Here is a 16,628-nt window from a genome sequence, read left to right as displayed (position 1 = left end):
GCAGATGTTCATGTAACTTTTCGCAAAATACGCTAATCTCTTTCATAGGGGTTTTATTTGTGATGTGGTTATCTTTTATAAAACCCCTTCCTGTCTACTTTTGCAACTTTTTGTCCTGTACTAAGAAATTAGTATTAAAATTTCCTCAACAGTTTTGGCCATCACAACCTCACACGATGGCTTATATCAATGGCAATATTCCCGATCGCTACATTGAATTTTACAACTGGCAGAAATATATTCAGCAACCGATTTTAGTCGCCATGTTTAGCGGTGATTTTTCGCGATCGCTATCACAAATGCCTAAAACTGAGGCAATACAGAACATCTTGACTGATTTGCGATCGATGTTTGGCAAAGATATTCCGTTACCTACTGCCACATTATTGACTCAATGGCATAATGACCCCTTTTCCTATGGTTCTTACTCTACTTTTTCGATCAATGGTTCTCTTCAAGATTGTGATCGCTTGGCAGAACCCATAGGCGATCGGGTGTTTTTCGCAGGTGAGGCAACCTATGGGAAATATTTAGGAACTGTGCATGGTGCTTTATTGAGTGGAGCGAGAGAAGCTAACAGATTCATAACAAAAAACACAAATGGCTAAGCAATTTGTGTTTTTAAAGCCCTTACTAGGTTTAGTTTTTAATTCGTAAAAGTGTTGCCACACTTTCGGAAATTGGTATATAGCAACGTAAGTTTTGCTTAAGACATAAAACCAAAAAGATGAGTGGCGGCGCGAAGCGCCGCCACTCATCTTTTTGGTTTTGATTTGTCCTATCTATCTCTTGCGTTGCTATATCATGAGAAAATACTTGCAGATTTCAATACAAAAAAGCCTTGCTTAGCAAGGCTTTTTTGTATTGAAATCTGCGAGTTACAATATTAAGAATTTGCCGATCTAGCCGATCTATCTGAAGCGATCGCTAATTCTAAATTCTTTACCTTCTGGATTCGCCCTTTTGCTAACAAATCTTTTTCGCTAGGCAATCTCAACTTTGTGGCTAACTTCAAGAACTCCAGTAGTTTAATGAAGCTAAAAGTGGGATCTGGTAAGTAGATAACTTGACCATCGCGAATAGTAATACCATGCCGACTCGATGACTGAAAAGCATGGTGAAGATTATGCCAACCTTCACCCAAAGTCAAAAATGCGACAAGCCCACTATTGCGACTATGATCGTCAGTGATAAATGGCTGTTCACCTACAAGATGACTAAGCGAGTTGACCGTTTGTACGCCATGAAAAAGCAATGTCGTGCTAAGAAAGAAAGCCCCCAGATATTCCAGCCCACCCATGAAATACGAGATAGCACCAAGTGCGACTAAGGGGATGAAATGCAATCGATCAATCACTTTTAAGACCAGATCGCTTTCTACGTCAGAGGGTAACTTGTCAGGAAAAAAATGAGGAGATAATAGCCACCCACCCTGTGACCAATAAAATCCCTTTAGCCCTTGATTGGGATGATAGGGAGAATGGGTGTCGAAGGCTTGGTCGGAATGTTGATGATGGTGCATGTGGTGTGCTTTCCACCAACTTGGTCCCATCTGTCCTGCCGATGCGGTCACAATACAGCCTATCCATAATAGGGGCGCAGGAGCTTGGTAGCTTTTGTGCGTAAGTAATCGATGATAAATGCCCGTAGTCCCAAGCATACGAACGAAATATAGTAGCAAGATCCAAGCGATCGCCCCCCACGACAAACCAGTTACGAAAACAAGTAGCGAACCAATATGACTGACGATAATCAGTATTGGACCGATTATATACAAAATGCTTGTGAGTAAAGAATATGGCTTCATTTGCTATTCATAGAGTGTGATCAAAGAAAATATATTTAACGGTTGAATGAAGCTATGGCTGTATTAAGTAGATGGGCATAATTAACTACAAACCCAAACCCGTAAAGTTGCGCCACGCAGGGGCGCAACTTTACGGGTTTGGGTAATTTATTTTGCACAAGTATTTACAACAATTACCGATTACAACGAATCACAAGAGATTATTTAAAAGTATTGTTTTGCAGTACTTTTAAATAATCTCTTGGTTTGGGTTTGAGCGCAAAGCGCTGCAAGTAAACGAATTTAGTAACGAGATCGCTAGATTGCTTACTCCATTTCCTCGTAAGATTGTTAAGGTGGAGCTAAGTCCCCCCCTACACAATCTTACGATAATTTCTTTCTGTTGCCTTCGCTACGGAACTAATGTTGCTTTTGAAGTCAGATCAGAATTTGTAGAAAGCCCTAGGCTTGCTAAATTATCCGCCTATTCACCCGTCTAAATACCCTATGCCTAGCTTACCAAGCACGATTTATCCCATTGGCGCTTATAACCTTCACGGTTTAGTGTGGCAAACCGATGTAACTGATGATTTAAGTACTAATGTAGATAGTGGCAAACCCTACGCGCTTTGTGTCGATGCCTATCAAGGACATCTGCTCAAAATCGATCCTCTTTCTGAAGGCGCAACCGTACTGAATAACTATACAGCGTTGCAATTTCGAGATGCCACAGGCCTAGCGATCGCGGGAGATACGCTTTGGATTACTAAGGACAATGGAATTTATTACTGCAATATGGTTGACTTTGACTTGCAGCCATTTATGGAACTGCCTAATCGAGTTGATGGTATTGCCGTATCCGATGGTGGCGTGTATGTAAGCTCTAGCGAAGTTGGCAAGATTTTTGTGTTTGGACGTGCTACCCGCACTTTGCTACGCATCATGGATGCCCCCGGGGCAGGTTTTGAAGCGCTAACCCTAGTTGGTGAAGAATTATGGGTGAGCGATCGCACTGAAGAGACTATTTATCGCCTCAATGCCAAAACAGGTGAAATTTTGCACCGTGGTTTAACTCCATTTCCCAATCCGATGGGACTAGGATTTTGGGGAGATGATTTGTATGTGGTTTACTCAGGTGACGAAAACTACATTCGTGATAATCCTAACGACTTAGATCAGCCATTTTCAGTTTCTACCCGTGAAAAAACTTTTATCCATCGCCTCAAATTTGATCAATACCAAGATGGAAAGCTAAACTATACCCTCACCAGTGGATATAAAGTGGAGATGATCTATCTTGAAGAACTCTCTTCTGAAGAACCAACTTCCGTCTATAACCTCACATGGCGAGTAGCCTATCCCACCGATAACTATCGTCAAAAATTATTAGCGATCGAGCCAATTGGGATTCCCTTTGAAGAAGAAATTGTGGATGGTCAGCGTGTCGCCGCCTTCAAACTCGGCAATCTAAAACCCGAAGAATCTCGCATGTTTGGCTGGAAAGCGACCCTAGAGCTGCATGGAATTAAATATGAACTTAAGGATAGTGAGGTAGAATTTATCCCTGACCTATCTCCCGAAATGCAGAAGCTCTATTTGGTGGATGACGATGGATTGAGCATGGATCATCCGATCATTCAAGCCGCAGCTAGGGAGGCAGTAGGTGATGAAACTAATATTTTGCGAAAGATGTTATTGATTCGTGATTATGTTTACGATAAGCTCTCCTATCGCGTCACACCTTATATTGCGGCTCCTGAAGAGGTTCTAGTTAGAGGTACAGGCTCTTGTGGTGAATATGTAGGTTTATTGCTAGCCCTAACGCGACTCAATGGAATTGCTTGTCGCACAGTTGGACGCTATAAATGTCCTCATGAAAATGATTTGGTGATGAATATCCCTCTGCATCAGTATTACAACCATGTTTGGATTGAGTTCTATATTCCCAGTATTGGATGGTTACCAATGGAATCAAATCCTGATGATACTGGCAGTCGTCCCTATCCTACACGCTGGTTTATGGGATTACCTTGGTATCATGTAGAAATTGGGAAAGGAATATTTTTTGAGACAATTCAACCTCAACCTTATTCCATTGGCGAGCTTGCTCTTAATCATGTTCGCTTTAAAGTTCTAGAAGAAATCTAAGTAGCTGGACATAATTAACTGATGTTACGTGGAAGGAATTCCTGTTATAGCAAAGGTCTAGGGCTGGCACGGGGGCACAGCCCCTACAGTAACCTCTAAATTTTGAGGTAGGGGCAATGCCCCCGTGCTTGCCCTGCTTCGCTAGCAGCAAGAGGTCTACCATCTAAGTTCCACGTAACATCAAAACCCCAAGACCTATGGCGCACGCTGCGCGTGCGCCATAGGTCTTGGGGTTTTATCTTTAATTGCGCCCAGCTACTTAAAACTTATCTCACAAAAATTCAAAAGAGAAGCTCACAAAGTGAGCTTCTCTTTTTAGTAACTGTAAACGATTACTAAGTTTAATAAATTTAACTTAAGAAGAATTTTTTGATGTCTAGATACCTCTTAGGATTAGGGAAATTAAAAAATTATAGGTAATTAGACTTAGGAAAACAAATTTATGACAAATCTAGCTTTTAACTTACTTGCCGCAGTTCCCACTACTCCTACTTGGTCAGCAAGTGTCGGATTGGTAATGATCACAGCTAACGTATTTGCGTTGGTTGTTGCTCGCTATGGCATTCAAGTCAAAGGTGTTGGTCCTAGCTTACCAGTGCAATTACCAGGTTTATTTTCAGGCTTTGGGTTGCCCGAATTCCTAGCCGTTACCAGCTTTGGTCATGTTCTTGGCGCAGGGCTGATTTTGGGCTTAGCTCAAGCAGGCTTGCTATAACAAAAATAGAGAGTGCGCGAAGCGCACTCTCTATTCACAGGAAAACATTTGAAAGCATTGCAAAGCAACGCTTTCAAATGTTTTCCTGTTTCGGACTAGGATCGCAAAGTGCTATAAATTTAAACGAATGAAGCTGAATTGCCCCACTCACCTGTAAACACAAAGCTGGATAGGGGATGACGATCGCGAGGGGCAGTTTCGCGCTCTTGCAAATCTGTTGGCAAATTGCTAGTTTCTCCTGCATACCCGATCGCGATCGCCGCTACAGGTTTCGCTGTTTCAGGAATATTAAAGGCAGCGATCGCCTTAGCTGCATCAAAGCCACCCATCTGGTGCGCGACTAAATCTAAAGCAGTCGCTTGTAATACTAGGGTTGCAGCCGCTTGCCCTGCATCGTATTCAGCCCAAGCATTAGGTTTGCCATTATGTTTAAAGTTCTTTTGGGCAATGACTAGCCCTAATACGGGAGCAACTTGCGCCCAGACGACGTTAGCAGGCACTAAGCAATCGAGTAGTTTTTGATAATTTACGGTGTCGTCTTTAGTTGCGACGATAAATGTCCAAGGTTGGTCATTAAAACAAGAGGATGTCCATCTAGCCGATTCAAACAACTGAGCTAGTTTTTCGGTCTCCACAGGCTTGTTATCAAAGGCGCAGGGACTCCAACGTTGAGCAATCAAAGGATGAATTGCGTAATCGGTAATTGCAGGATTTTCCATATTTAATTAATAGTCCTAGACAGATTTTGAGACGATGACAACTCATAATTATTTTATAGCTGTCGCCATTCTTGTTAGGAGATAAAACCCAAATAGTGTGAGGCGGCGCTTCGCGCCGCCTCACACTATTTGGGTTTTGATTTGTCCTGATACAGGTGGCTATAGCTATATAGTCGCACATTAACAATTCTCATTTTGAAACCAATTTTGATAATGAGAATTGCTGATCGCCCATTACTTTAGATTTATAGGAAGTGAAAATCATGGCTAGCTCAAGTAAATTTAAAATTCTCACTTGTGATGGTGGTGGAATTCGCGGACTGATCACGGCTGTGATCTTAGAGCGCTTAGAGCAGAAATTGGATAAGCCTCTAAAAAATTATTTTGATTTGTTTGCAGGAACTTCAACAGGTAGCATTATTGCTTGTGCGATCGCTAAGGGAATACCTGCTTCTGAAATTCGTCAATTTTATATAGACAAAGGCATTAATATCTTTCCGAATATGAACTTAGGCTTTTGGTGGAATACTCTGCTCACGAGAATTCAGAAATTCGATCTTTCACTACCCCTATTTCCCAGTAAAGGATTGGAAACTGTACTGCAAGATCCCAAGATTTTCGAGCAAGATCTATTTGACTCATTACCTCCAACTATCGTGGTTTCCTATGACACCTACAATCGCACGGCAGTAGTTTTTAAAAGTAATCAACCCGAATTTGCAAATATTCCAATTTGGGAGATTTGTCGTTGTTCTTCGGCGGCTCCCACGGCTTTTGCAGGATATATTTTGACCGAGCAAAACTATATTGCTAGCTTAAAGAAAGATCCTCAACACTCAATTATCAGCAATCCTTTATCTGTTAAGATTCCCCCTAACTCGAAAGGAGTTCCCTTGATTGATGGTGGCGTAGTTGCCAATAATCCAACTCTCTGCGCGATCGCTGAATGTATCAAGATGGGGAGAAAGGGTGAGATCGCTGAACCTGTAAGTTTGGATAATATACTCGTTGCATCATTTGGTACAGGACAATTGGAAAACCGAATTAATCCTGCTGATGCCCAAACTTGGGGAGCCTTAGATTGGCTGAGCATCACCAAAGGAATTCCCCTGCTTGATGTGTTCTCTGACGGTTCCGCTGATTCGATTGACTATATTGCCACGCAGTTGATTGACGGAGGATATGATCGGTATCAGCCTCTAGTTCCCGTCAACAAAAAGATTTCTACCTTTCAAGCCGATCCCAAAAACTTAGGGAATTTGGTAGCTGTGGCTAATGAGTTTCTAGCTCGCAAGGATGTGGATGATCAGCTAAATAGGCTTGTCACAGCCATTAGTCCGTAATTCTGCAAGGTCAATTTTTACGCTAGCCCGTTATAATACTTTCAGCACAATTACCTAGGATTAATCTAAGCGCATGGACAATACGCTCGATACTCAAGCTATGCGGAGGGCTTTGCATAAGTCGCCTAATTATTTTCGGCAAGGCTTTGGACATGGAGAAGAAGCCGAATCAACCATGCGATCGCAATATCACAGTGACTTGATCCAAACCATTCGCGAGCATGACTATGTGTATACACAAGGTGATGTAACGATTTATTTGGCAAAGTCCTTTGGCTTTTGTTGGGGAGTGGAACGAGCTGTAGCGATGGCCTATGAAACGCGCACTCAGTTCCCGACAGAACGGATTTGGATTACTAATGAAATTATTCATAATCCTTCTGTAAATGCCAAACTTAAGGAAATGGAAGTTCAGTTTGTACCTGTGAATAATGATGGGAATAAGGATTTCTCAGGTGTGGAACAAGGTGATGTGGTGATTTTGCCAGCCTTTGGCGCTAGTGTGCAGGAAACTCAGTTACTAGACAAACTTGGCAGTAAAATCGTTGATACAACTTGTCCTTGGGTATCGAAGGTTTGGAATCGCGTTGAGAAGCACAAAAAAGCTGACTTTACTTCCATCGTGCATGGTAAATACAATCACGAAGAGACGATCGCTACAAGTTCCTATGCCAAGCGCTATCTAGTAGTGCTAAATATGCAAGAAGCCGAATATGTGGCTAATTACATGCTCAATGGTGGCAATCGTCAAGAGTTTCTCACCAAGTTCAGTAAAGCCATGTCCGCAGGTTTCGATCCTGATCGCGATCTTGAAAGAGTCGGCGTTGCTAATCAAACCACGATGCTCAAGGGAGAAACTGAAGCGATCGGTAAGTTGTTTGAAAAAACCATGATGCAAAAGTATGGTGTGGAACATGTCAATGAACATTTCCTTTCCTTTAATACAATTTGCGATGCCACTCAAGAACGACAAGATGCCATGTTTGAGATTGTAGAAGAGGATCTCGATTTGATGATCGTGATTGGTGGTTACAATTCCTCCAATACTACGCATTTACAAGAAATTGCGATCGAGCGTAATCTTCCCTCCTATCACATTGATGACGTACATCGGATTCTCTCGGCTGAGGCGATTGAACATAAGCCCCTAGGCAAGGCGATCGAGCAAGCTACCAATTGGCTGCCCACGGGCAAAATCAAGGTCGGTGTAACTTCTGGCGCATCCACACCCGATCGCGTTGTCGAAGATGTGATCAACAGGATTTTCGCATTAAAAAATTAATCTCAAATTTTTACAGACAAGGCGCTTAAGAGCCTTGTTCGCTATTTAGGAGTTTCGCTATTTAGGAGTGACGTAACTCTTCTCCTGCGGGAGCTACCGTTTACACACAAGTCATCAGCTATAGCGTGAGTTACTAATGATCCCCCTCAATCCCCCTTAAAAAGGGGGAAGAAGAAAATTCTCCCCCCTTAAAAAGGGGGGCTGGGGGGGATCTAAACCCTCAAACGTAGACAGAGAGACTTGTGTGTACACGGTAGCCTGCGGGCTAGGGGCTAGGGGTGAGGGCTTTTACGGCAATTGCTTTTTATAGCAACGTAAGAAGCTCGGACAAAAATCAAAACCTAAAAGATGAGGGGTGGCGCTTTGCGCCACCCCTCATCTTTTAGGTTTTATGTCCTAAGCAAAACTTACATTGCTATAGCTGCCGCCAAGTGTATGAGGACATAAAACCAAAGAAGAGAATAGCGGCGCTTCGCGCCGCTATCTATTCTCTTCTTTGGTTTTGCTTTTGTCCTAACAAAATCGATGGCAGCTATATAATTCATAAAAGTGTCGTCAAACCTTCGCAAATTAGGATATTTAGTTTGCTTGGCATATAATGTAGTTAAATTTTGTAAAAATTTCAATTTATACATGTCCACAACCATTGCACCTGAAACCGTGACCGTTAAGCACGAGATTAAGGACATTACACTTGCACCACTAGGCAAACAACGCATCGAATGGGCTAGCCGCGAAATGCCCGTATTGCGTCAAATCCGCGATCGCTTTGCTGCCGAAAAGCCCCTTGCAGGTATCCGCATCGCTGCTTGCTGCCACGTCACGACTGAAACCGCAAACCTCGCGATCGCCCTCAAAGCGGCTGGAGCCGATGCAGTTTTGATCGCGAGTAATCCTCTCTCGACCCAAGATGACGTTGCCGCATCATTGGTTTACGATCACGGAATTTCGGTATTTGCGATTAAAGGTGAAGACAACGCTACATACCATCGCCATGTTGAAATGGCTCTGGCTCACCGTCCTCACATCATTGTTGATGACGGCAGCGATGTAACCACAACTTTGGTACTACACCACGCTGACCAAATCCCTGAAATCATCGGTACTACCGAAGAAACCACCACAGGGCTAGTGCGTCTCAATGCCATGTTCAAAGATGGCAAGTTGACCTTCCCTGCGATCGCTGTTAACGATGCAGAAACTAAGCATTTCTTTGATAACCGCTACGGTACTGGTCAATCAACTCTTGATGGCATTATCCGCGCTACCAATATTTTGTTGGCTGGCAAAGTCATCGTTGTGGCTGGTTATGGCTGGTGTGGTAAGGGCGTAGCTCTTCGCGCACGCGGTATGGGCGCAAGCGTAGTTGTTACCGAAATCAATCCTGTTGCGGCGATCGAAGCTGCTATGGACGGTTTCCGCGTGATGCCTATGGATGATGCAGCCAAGATCGGCGATATCTTCATCACCGTTACTGGTAACAAGCATGTGATCCGTCGCGAACACTTTGAAACCATGAAAGATGGCGCGATCGTGGCTAACTCTGGTCACTTCGATCTAGAAATTGACTTAGTAGCTCTCAACGATCTCAGCGAATCTGCTAGCTTTGTTCGTAACTTCACTCAAGAGTATCAACTCAAGTCTGGCAAGTCCGTCATCGTCATCGGTGAAGGTCGTCTAGTTAACCTCGCGGCGGCTGAAGGTCACCCTGCTAGTGTTATGGACATGAGCTTTGCTAACCAAGCGCTTGCCTGTGAATTTCTAGTTAAGAACAAAGGTAATTTACCTGCGGGTGTTGTGCCAATTCCTAAGGATGTTGACCAAGAGATTGCGCGTTTGAAGTTACAAGCAATGGGTATCAAGATTGACACTCTCACCCCTGAGCAAGTTCACTATCTCAATTCTTGGACTGAAGGCACATAGGATTTCTTACAGAAATTGCCATACAAATTAGAACTTACGCAAAAGGTGCTAAGACCCTCACCCCTAGCCCCTCTCACCTTTTGGGAGAGGGGAACAAGAAATGTTCTTACTCCCATTCTCCCTTTCTGGGAGAATGGATTGGGGGATGAGGACAATGTGGATTTTGTGTAAGCCCTACAAATGAATCACAAGAATTTTTTTGAAAACATCAGTTTAGTTTAGTTTCAAACTAGCTCCTAGAGAGGATTCACGGCGCGAATCTTCTCTAGGAGGCAAAACAGTAAAAGCCTCGCCTTGCGAGGCTTTTACTGTTTTGCCTTTTAAAATTTTGTAGCTTATTCCGAACTGACATTAAAACCCAAATAGTATGAGGCAGTGCGCCTCATACTATTTGGGTTTTGATTTGTCCTGATACAGGTGGCTATAGCTATAGTATGAATTTTATCGAGATAGAGCGCTCAAAAACTGCTGCAAACGTCCTAAAAACGAACCTGACTGTTTACCAGTCTTTTGCTGAAATAAGCGATCAATATCATCACTAGATGGACGCTGAGCCACCTCAGCAAGTTTTTGCATTCCCTCTTCAGTTTGCTGCCACACTTGCCATGTTTGCGGATAGCAGCGCCATAATGCACCAAGTTCTAAAGGTTTGATGTAATAAGCCGTCTCGAAAGTACTTAAGAAGCGATCGCGCATCTGTCTTGCCGCTAGTCCTAGTCCCACCTCACTGTTTTCAAGGCGAGGATTGAGCATTACGAAGGGGCGATCGCCTGCTAACTGTACAAGCTTCTCTACTTGCTCGACTTCAACTGATGTTGGCTCAATTAAGAGAAAAGCTTGATCTTCTTCCCGAATCGCTCTCCGTCCTTCGTTAACACCACGCACTGACACTTCAAGATCTGCCCATTCACGTTTTGCTAGAGCCGCCGCACCTGCGTCTGAGAAAATAGCTTGCCATGCATTGCCATAGCGCTGATTAAAACTAGCAGCAAATTCATAGGCAATCGGCAATGCTTTGAGTTCAGGAAATCGCAGATCCGCAATGACGCGAGTTGCTCCATCCGCGATCGCCTGATGCGTAGCAGCGATCGCTTGCTCGATCGCATCTTCTAAATGGTCTGGAATTAAGATTGGCTCTTGCGTCATAAATGATTATTTTTAAAGTTATTAAAAGCTGCGAATCATTTTAGCAGGTTGCCAAAAACTTGATTGGCGGTCAATTTCAAATTGGGGAAAGTTGGTGATTGTGCAATCTCATCACCTACATATTCACTAACTTCATACCAGCCATCATCAAGCCTAAAAATGGTGATTTTCTTGATCAATGGATCGACAACCCAATATTCCAAAATACCTAATACGCTATATTCACCACGCTTAGCTCGATAGTCGGTACTTTTGGTTGACTCGCTTACAACTTCCACAACTAAAATCGGCGGTGGTTGATTGATTTCGATAATTGCCTCACAAGTTTGCAGCGATCGCCATTGAGTTTTTGGCATCACTACCAAATCGGGAATTCGACAGGTATCCCATCTACCACCTTTGGGACTACGAATACCAACTAACGCAGGTAATACAACCCAGTCTTGATTTTGCTCAGCAATATCGACTTCGAGATTTTTTTCCAAAAACTTGATCACTGCGCCATGTTGTCCTGTCCCCAAACTCATCGGAATTAATTCTCCATTTACCAACTCATAGCAATAGTCAGTCCCCTCAATATACTTGAGGTACTCTGCAAAATTTAGGCGATCGCTTGCAATAGTCATAGCGAGTTTTGGCAATAACTTCATTTGAGTTTAACGCAAAAAAGGAGAGGTTACGCTAAGCGTAACCTCTCCTTTTTTGGGGAATCTATGGACGATGATTACATCATGCCGCCCATACCTCCCATGCCACCCATACCGCCCATGCCGCCCATACCAGCAGCAGCACCAGCACCAGCATTTTTCTCTGGCTTCTCGACAACGAGAGCTTCGGTGGTCAAGACCATGCCAGCAACGGAAGCAGCGTTTTGCAATGCAGAGCGGACAACCTTAGCAGGGTCAATAATTCCCGTGGCGATCAAGTCAACGTATTCGCCTTTGAGGGCATCAAAGCCATGATTGAAAGGAAGTTGCTTCACTTTCTCGACGACAACCGTACCTTCTAAACCAGCGTTATCGCTGATTTGACGAAGAGGTGCGGAGAGGGAGCGAGATACGATTTCTGCACCGATCGCTTCTTCGTTCTTCAAGGTTGCTTTGAAGCCTTGCAATTCTACAGCGAGGTGCGCGAGGGTTGCACCACCACCAGGAACGATACCTTCTTCAACCGCAGCGCGAGTTGAGTTAAGTGCATCTTCGATGCGAAGTTTACGATCCTTAAGTTCGGTTTCCGTAGCAGCACCGACCTTGATTACGGCTACGCCACCAGAGAGCTTAGCAATCCGCTCTTGTAGCTTTTCTTTGTCATAGTCAGAGTCACTGAGATCCAATTCCTTGCGGATTTGAGCAACACGCTTGTCAACGTTAGCTTTGTTGGAAACGTCAGAAACAATGGTGGTTTTGTCCTTGGAAATGGTGATCTTGCGAGCAGTACCTAGCATTTCAAGGGTTGCGGCACTGAGTTCCAAACCAGTGTCTTCCGAAATTACTTGACCATCAGTAAGAACGGCAATATCTTGCAACATCGCTTTACGGCGATCTCCAAAACCAGGAGCTTTGATTGCCGCAATGTTCAGAGAACCTCTCAGCTTGTTCACAACGAGAGTTGCCAAAGCTTCACCTTCAACATCTTCAGAGATGATCACCAATGGTGCGCCAGAACGAGCTGCTTTTTCAAGGATGGGAACGAGGTCTTGAATTACATTGATCTTCTTATCAGTGATCAAGATTCTGGCATTCTCAAATTCCACCAATTGACGCTCACTATCGGTGACGAAGTAAGGAGAAATATAACCGCGATCAAGTTGCATACCTTCAACAACTTCTAATTCAGTTGTGAGGGACTTGGATTCTTCAACAGTGATTACACCATCTTTGCCAACTTTATCCATTGCTTGAGCAATCATTGCACCGACTTCTTCGTCGTTACCAGCCGAAATGGTGGCAATTTGAGCGATTTCTGCATTGGAGTCAACTGCTTTCGCCTTTTGAGCAATTACATCGACGAGGTGAGCAACTGCCTTTTCGATACCGCGACGCACGCCCACTGGGTTTGCACCTGCGGCAACGTTCTTCAATCCTTCACGAATCATTTCTTGAGCCAAAACGGTAGCGCTGGTAGTTCCGTCGCCTGCTACGTCGTTGGTTTTAGAAGCAACTTCGCGAATCAGTTGAGCGCCTGCATTTTCTAAGGGATCTTCTAATTCAATTTCTTTGGCGATGCTCACACCGTCATTGATGATTTGAGGAGCGCCATACTTCTTTTCGAGAACTACGTTACGACCTTTAGGACCAAGGGTGACGCGCACTGCATCAGCCAATGCATTGACACCACGCTCAAGGGCGCGGCGAGATTCTTCGTCAAATACTACAATTTTTGCCATTTTCTTTTAATTTATTTAGTAATTGGTAATTGGAAGGCTTTTAGCTATTGGCTCTTAGCTATTGGCTCTTAGCTTGAGAAATTTCTGTTAATTTATCAAGCTAGTGAAATAGCAATCTAAAAAAGCTAATCGCTAACAGCTAATTGCTATGAACTCTATTCAACGATCGCGAGAATATCTCTTTCAGCAAGGAGTAGATAATCTACACTGTCAATCTTGACTTCAGTGCCTGCATACTTGGAGTAAAGAACTTTATCGCCTGCTTTGACTTCTAGGGCTACACGAGTACCTTTATCATTGCGTGCGCCAAGCCCAACGGCAGTTACTTCACCGATTTGAGGCTTTTCTTGTGCTGTGTCTGGTAAGAAAATACCGCCTACGGTTTTTTCTTCTTTTGATGCTACTTTAACCAATAGGCGATCGCCTAGGGGTTGCAATGTACCAGTATTTAGGGTTATCGATGCCACTATGCCATACCTCCTTAAAATCTAATCAGAGTGGACTTTGCAAGTGATGACGTAACGTTGGTTTTAAACCTACCTTAGTCATATATTGTGTGCTTTAGCACTCTGTCTCACTGAGTGCTAATATACTGCGAAATGAGTATGGGACTAGATCGGCTTACCGTACAAGCAATACCTGTCTATGTTTTGACTCAAAATAGAGAATTCTAAACAATTCCCCAATCACACTAGCAAGTTTTATTTAAAATTCGCACAAACGAAGATTCATCACTTTTCGCTCAAACCCAAACCAAGAAAAAATTTAAAAGCGTTGCTTTGCAACGCTTTTAAATTTTTTCTTGGTTTGGGTTTGAGCGTTAATTGCTATAAAGCCCAAAAGATGAGTAGCTATATTTGTCGCCAAGTGTAATAGAAATGTGTCAACCCCCAAAACATTTACCTTTAATGAACTGTAATTACTGCCATGTTGTAACAACCACCTTTTTACGGCTACATTAATAAAATTTTAACGATTAAAAATCTCATAGGTAGCTATACTACATTACAAATCAATAGCTTAGAGAACATTTTGTTAACTGACACATCAAAAACAAAATGTTCTCAAGTTGATATCTTGCATGATTTCCTGTCTGAGTAATCTTCTAAACTGAGAGGAACCACCATGACTGCTACGAATTCTTTCCCCAACATACAATCTCATATCCCTCTTGTGGGAGATACAACCCTGAAAAGTCTGATAGCTTACAAAACGACGCGATTGATGGCAAGAGCTTTTAATGCAACCCAAATGGCAATGGCTGAAGCCTATGTTAACGGGATGGAAATACCAGATTCTGTTTTTCGATCGCTATTGCATACATCCATGCCGATTTTGTTTAAGCATTTTCCGAGCCTACTTGCTCCCTACGAATGGGTGTTACAGGAATCCGCTCTCCTCGCCGAATCTTCGCGAGAACTGATGAAGGTACAGTATGACTTACCTCAAGCCATGTTGAATAGGATGCTAGGCGATTGGCAAGTCATCTATCCCAAATACAGCACTGGTTTTTGGGAAAATGGAGCGGTGGATTTAGAAGAATCTCAAAAACATATGCTCGATCAGGTAATTGAACGGCTAGAGATTGTTGATGGTGATAATATTTTGGATTTTGGCTGTGGTTGGGGCTGTGTGCCTAATTACATCATGTCGAAGTTCCCGAACGTGCGATTTACAGGATTAAATTTGAGTCACCAGCAATGCGAGTACATGCGTAGCAAGATGCAAGATCCCTCTAGTTTCCTGAGTTCTGATCGCTTCACTCTGCATGAAGGTGATTTGAATGAAGCTCAGTTTACCGAAAAATTCGACAAGATTCTTTCCATTGGAGTCTTCTGTCATGTGGGAAATCTCACCAATGCCTTCCACAAGCTAGCTTCCTTTCTAAAAGAGGATGGGAAAGTATTCATTCACATCATTACTGTGCGTACTCCAAATCATATGTCGTCTGGCTTCACGCACAAGTACATTTTCCCTCACGGTCGCTACTGGAATTATGATGCAGTCCCCAATCATAACCACGATCTTAAAACCATTGATCGCTGGTATATGAATGGCATCAACTACCATAAGACTTTGACCGCATGGTTGGAGAGATTTGATGCTTCTCAAGACATTGCTAAGACTCTAGACTATGGCATGGAATATGCCAGATTTCGACGAATCTGGCGTTTTTATTTGTTGCTCTTAGGGACAATTTTTGCAACTTGCGACGGTGAATACAATGGCAATGGTCAATATCTAATGACTCATGCATAACTTCAAAGATGGAAAGTAGCACTTTGCGCTATTTTCCATCTTTAGCTGAATTCAACGTGAGTTCGATATAGCCATTTGCGGCGTGCTTTGCACGACGCAAATGGTGAAAAATGGTAAGAATCGCTTAGCGATTCTTACCATTTTTCACTTTCGTTGAACTGACGTTGAATTAAAACCCAAACCCAGTAAGGTTTTTTAAACTAAGAAATGGCGTAGCCATTTCTTAGCTTGGTATTTCAATTGGATGAATTTGACGATCTGGGTGAACGAGCGTACCATATAGGAGTCATTTTTTAGATGAAATCTAGCCTCCGTATACCTTTTTGAGAACTCGAAGTTATCTTGCAACACTTTTGGAATAAATTCACCCATAGGTCTATAACAATGCTTGCTAGCAACAATGCTGCTAATTACCGTAGATTCTTTACCTCACTTGTCACTAGCCTTTTATTGTTCAATGGAGTTGGTTGTAGTTCAAATAATCCTACTTCTAAAACAACTCAAGCTGAAAACCAAATAGAAACTCCAGTACAACAGCAAAGATTTGACGGGATTACGATCACAGTTGCTACCTTTGATAAACCAATTGGTGTAGGAGTCGAGCGTCGAGCAAGGGAATTTGAAAAATTGACGGGTGCTAACGTCAATATGGTAAAGCTGCCGCTTAAAGATGTTTTTTCATCTATGCAGCGAGAGTTTTCTAACAAAACTAATCGGTATGATGTTGTAGTTTTCTCTCCTCAATGGATGGCTGACTTTGTTGTGCCAGGATATCTAGAAAATTTAACACCTCTAGCTTAGTACAGGACAAAAAGTTGCAAAAGTAGACAGGAAGGGGTTTTATAAAAGATAACCACATCACAAATAAAACCCCTATGAAAGAGATTAGCGTATTTTGCGAAAAGTTACATGAACATCTGC

General features: G+C 42.9%; 14 protein-coding genes. 8 read left to right on the top strand and 6 right to left on the bottom strand.

Annotation, left to right across the window (positions count from 1 at the left end; all coding sequences use genetic code 11):
* The first annotated feature begins 62 nt into the window (after positions 1-62).
* On the top strand, positions 63-608 hold the full coding sequence (locus VB775_RS15080) for an FAD-dependent oxidoreductase (RefSeq protein WP_281007646.1): 546 nt from the start codon (positions 63-65) through the stop codon (positions 606-608).
* A 278-nt stretch (positions 609-886) separates the two neighbouring features.
* On the opposite strand, the gene VB775_RS15075 is transcribed toward VB775_RS15080, so the two are convergent.
* Complete coding sequence (locus VB775_RS15075) at positions 887-1,807, bottom strand: acyl-CoA desaturase (RefSeq protein WP_323261233.1); 921 nt, start codon at positions 1,805-1,807, stop codon at positions 887-889.
* 486 nt (positions 1,808-2,293) lie between these two features.
* Here VB775_RS15075 and VB775_RS15070 point away from each other — a divergent pair, with 486 nt between their 5' ends.
* Both VB775_RS15070 and psaK read left to right on the top strand, forming a co-directional pair.
* Entirely contained in the window at positions 2,294-3,934 is a 1,641-nt protein-coding gene (locus VB775_RS15070; RefSeq protein WP_281007644.1) for a transglutaminase domain-containing protein, read from the top strand.
* 442 nt (positions 3,935-4,376) lie between these two features.
* Positions 4,377-4,649 (top strand): photosystem I reaction center subunit PsaK, encoded by a 273-nt coding sequence (psaK, locus tag VB775_RS15065; protein WP_281007643.1) that lies wholly within the window; start codon positions 4,377-4,379, stop codon positions 4,647-4,649.
* A gap of 119 nt (positions 4,650-4,768) precedes the next feature.
* Here the strand turns inward: psaK and VB775_RS15060 are convergent, their stop codons facing one another.
* Positions 4,769-5,368 (bottom strand): nitroreductase family protein, encoded by a 600-nt coding sequence (locus VB775_RS15060; RefSeq protein ID WP_281007642.1) that lies wholly within the window; start codon positions 5,366-5,368, stop codon positions 4,769-4,771.
* 263 nt (positions 5,369-5,631) lie between these two features.
* Here VB775_RS15060 and VB775_RS15055 point away from each other — a divergent pair, with 263 nt between their 5' ends.
* From VB775_RS15055 to ahcY, 3 genes are all read left to right on the top strand, one after another.
* The gene (locus VB775_RS15055) at positions 5,632-6,711 is read left to right on the top strand and encodes a patatin-like phospholipase family protein (protein ID WP_281007641.1); all 1,080 of its coding nucleotides are present in this window, start codon (positions 5,632-5,634) and stop codon (positions 6,709-6,711) included.
* A gap of 73 nt (positions 6,712-6,784) precedes the next feature.
* Positions 6,785-7,993 (top strand): 4-hydroxy-3-methylbut-2-enyl diphosphate reductase, encoded by a 1,209-nt coding sequence (locus VB775_RS15050; protein ID WP_281007640.1) that lies wholly within the window; start codon positions 6,785-6,787, stop codon positions 7,991-7,993.
* Between the two features lie 633 nt (positions 7,994-8,626).
* Entirely contained in the window at positions 8,627-9,916 is a 1,290-nt protein-coding gene (gene ahcY, locus VB775_RS15045; protein WP_281007639.1) for an adenosylhomocysteinase, read from the top strand.
* A 441-nt stretch (positions 9,917-10,357) separates the two neighbouring features.
* On the opposite strand, the gene VB775_RS15040 is transcribed toward ahcY, so the two are convergent.
* From VB775_RS15040 to groES, 4 genes are all read right to left on the bottom strand, one after another.
* Positions 10,358-11,062: a DUF1995 family protein gene (locus VB775_RS15040; RefSeq protein WP_281007638.1), complete on the bottom strand. Its 705-nt coding sequence runs from the start codon at positions 11,060-11,062 to the stop codon at positions 10,358-10,360.
* Between the two features lie 35 nt (positions 11,063-11,097).
* A complete protein-coding gene (locus VB775_RS15035) occupies positions 11,098-11,688 on the bottom strand; it encodes a Uma2 family endonuclease (protein ID WP_281007637.1) in 591 nt (196 codons plus the stop codon).
* Between the two features lie 98 nt (positions 11,689-11,786).
* On the bottom strand, positions 11,787-13,448 hold the full coding sequence (gene groL, locus VB775_RS15030; RefSeq protein WP_281007636.1) for a chaperonin GroEL: 1,662 nt from the start codon (positions 13,446-13,448) through the stop codon (positions 11,787-11,789).
* Positions 13,449-13,603: 155 nt separating this feature from the next.
* Positions 13,604-13,915 carry a co-chaperone GroES gene (groES, locus tag VB775_RS15025; protein ID WP_281007635.1) on the bottom strand — a complete coding sequence of 104 codons (312 nt, stop codon included), beginning with the start codon at positions 13,913-13,915 and terminating at the stop codon, positions 13,604-13,606.
* 658 nt (positions 13,916-14,573) lie between these two features.
* Between groES and VB775_RS15020 the strand changes: the two genes are divergently transcribed.
* Both VB775_RS15020 and VB775_RS15015 read left to right on the top strand, forming a co-directional pair.
* Positions 14,574-15,707 (top strand): SAM-dependent methyltransferase, encoded by a 1,134-nt coding sequence (locus tag VB775_RS15020; RefSeq protein WP_281007634.1) that lies wholly within the window; start codon positions 14,574-14,576, stop codon positions 15,705-15,707.
* Between the two features lie 384 nt (positions 15,708-16,091).
* Positions 16,092-16,508 (top strand): hypothetical protein, encoded by a 417-nt coding sequence (locus tag VB775_RS15015; RefSeq protein WP_323216844.1) that lies wholly within the window; start codon positions 16,092-16,094, stop codon positions 16,506-16,508.
* Positions 16,509-16,628 lie beyond the last annotated feature (120 nt).

Source organism: Pseudanabaena sp. CCNP1317 (assembly GCF_034931345.1).
GTDB lineage: Bacteria > Cyanobacteriota > Cyanobacteriia > Pseudanabaenales > Pseudanabaenaceae > Pseudanabaena > Pseudanabaena galeata.
Note: the sequence above shows the minus strand (reverse complement) of the source record. Positions and strands in the feature narration are given on the sequence as shown.

Coding starts and splice junctions, on each gene's coding strand:
- psaK (WP_281007643.1), top strand. CDS start 4,377: ATGACAAATCTAGCTTTTAACTTACTTGCCGCAGTTCCCACTACTCCT.
- VB775_RS15070 (WP_281007644.1), top strand. CDS start 2,294: ATGCCTAGCTTACCAAGCACGATTTATCCCATTGGCGCTTATAACCTT.
- VB775_RS15075 (WP_323261233.1), bottom strand. CDS start 1,807: ATGAAGCCATATTCTTTACTCACAAGCATTTTGTATATAATCGGTCCA.
- VB775_RS15015 (WP_323216844.1), top strand. CDS start 16,092: ATGCTTGCTAGCAACAATGCTGCTAATTACCGTAGATTCTTTACCTCA.
- VB775_RS15040 (WP_281007638.1), bottom strand. CDS start 11,062: ATGACGCAAGAGCCAATCTTAATTCCAGACCATTTAGAAGATGCGATC.
- VB775_RS15060 (WP_281007642.1), bottom strand. CDS start 5,368: ATGGAAAATCCTGCAATTACCGATTACGCAATTCATCCTTTGATTGCT.
- ahcY (WP_281007639.1), top strand. CDS start 8,627: ATGTCCACAACCATTGCACCTGAAACCGTGACCGTTAAGCACGAGATT.
- VB775_RS15035 (WP_281007637.1), bottom strand. CDS start 11,688: ATGACTATTGCAAGCGATCGCCTAAATTTTGCAGAGTACCTCAAGTAT.
- VB775_RS15020 (WP_281007634.1), top strand. CDS start 14,574: ATGACTGCTACGAATTCTTTCCCCAACATACAATCTCATATCCCTCTT.
- groL (WP_281007636.1), bottom strand. CDS start 13,448: ATGGCAAAAATTGTAGTATTTGACGAAGAATCTCGCCGCGCCCTTGAG.
- VB775_RS15055 (WP_281007641.1), top strand. CDS start 5,632: ATGGCTAGCTCAAGTAAATTTAAAATTCTCACTTGTGATGGTGGTGGA.
- VB775_RS15080 (WP_281007646.1), top strand. CDS start 63: ATGTGGTTATCTTTTATAAAACCCCTTCCTGTCTACTTTTGCAACTTT.
- VB775_RS15050 (WP_281007640.1), top strand. CDS start 6,785: ATGGACAATACGCTCGATACTCAAGCTATGCGGAGGGCTTTGCATAAG.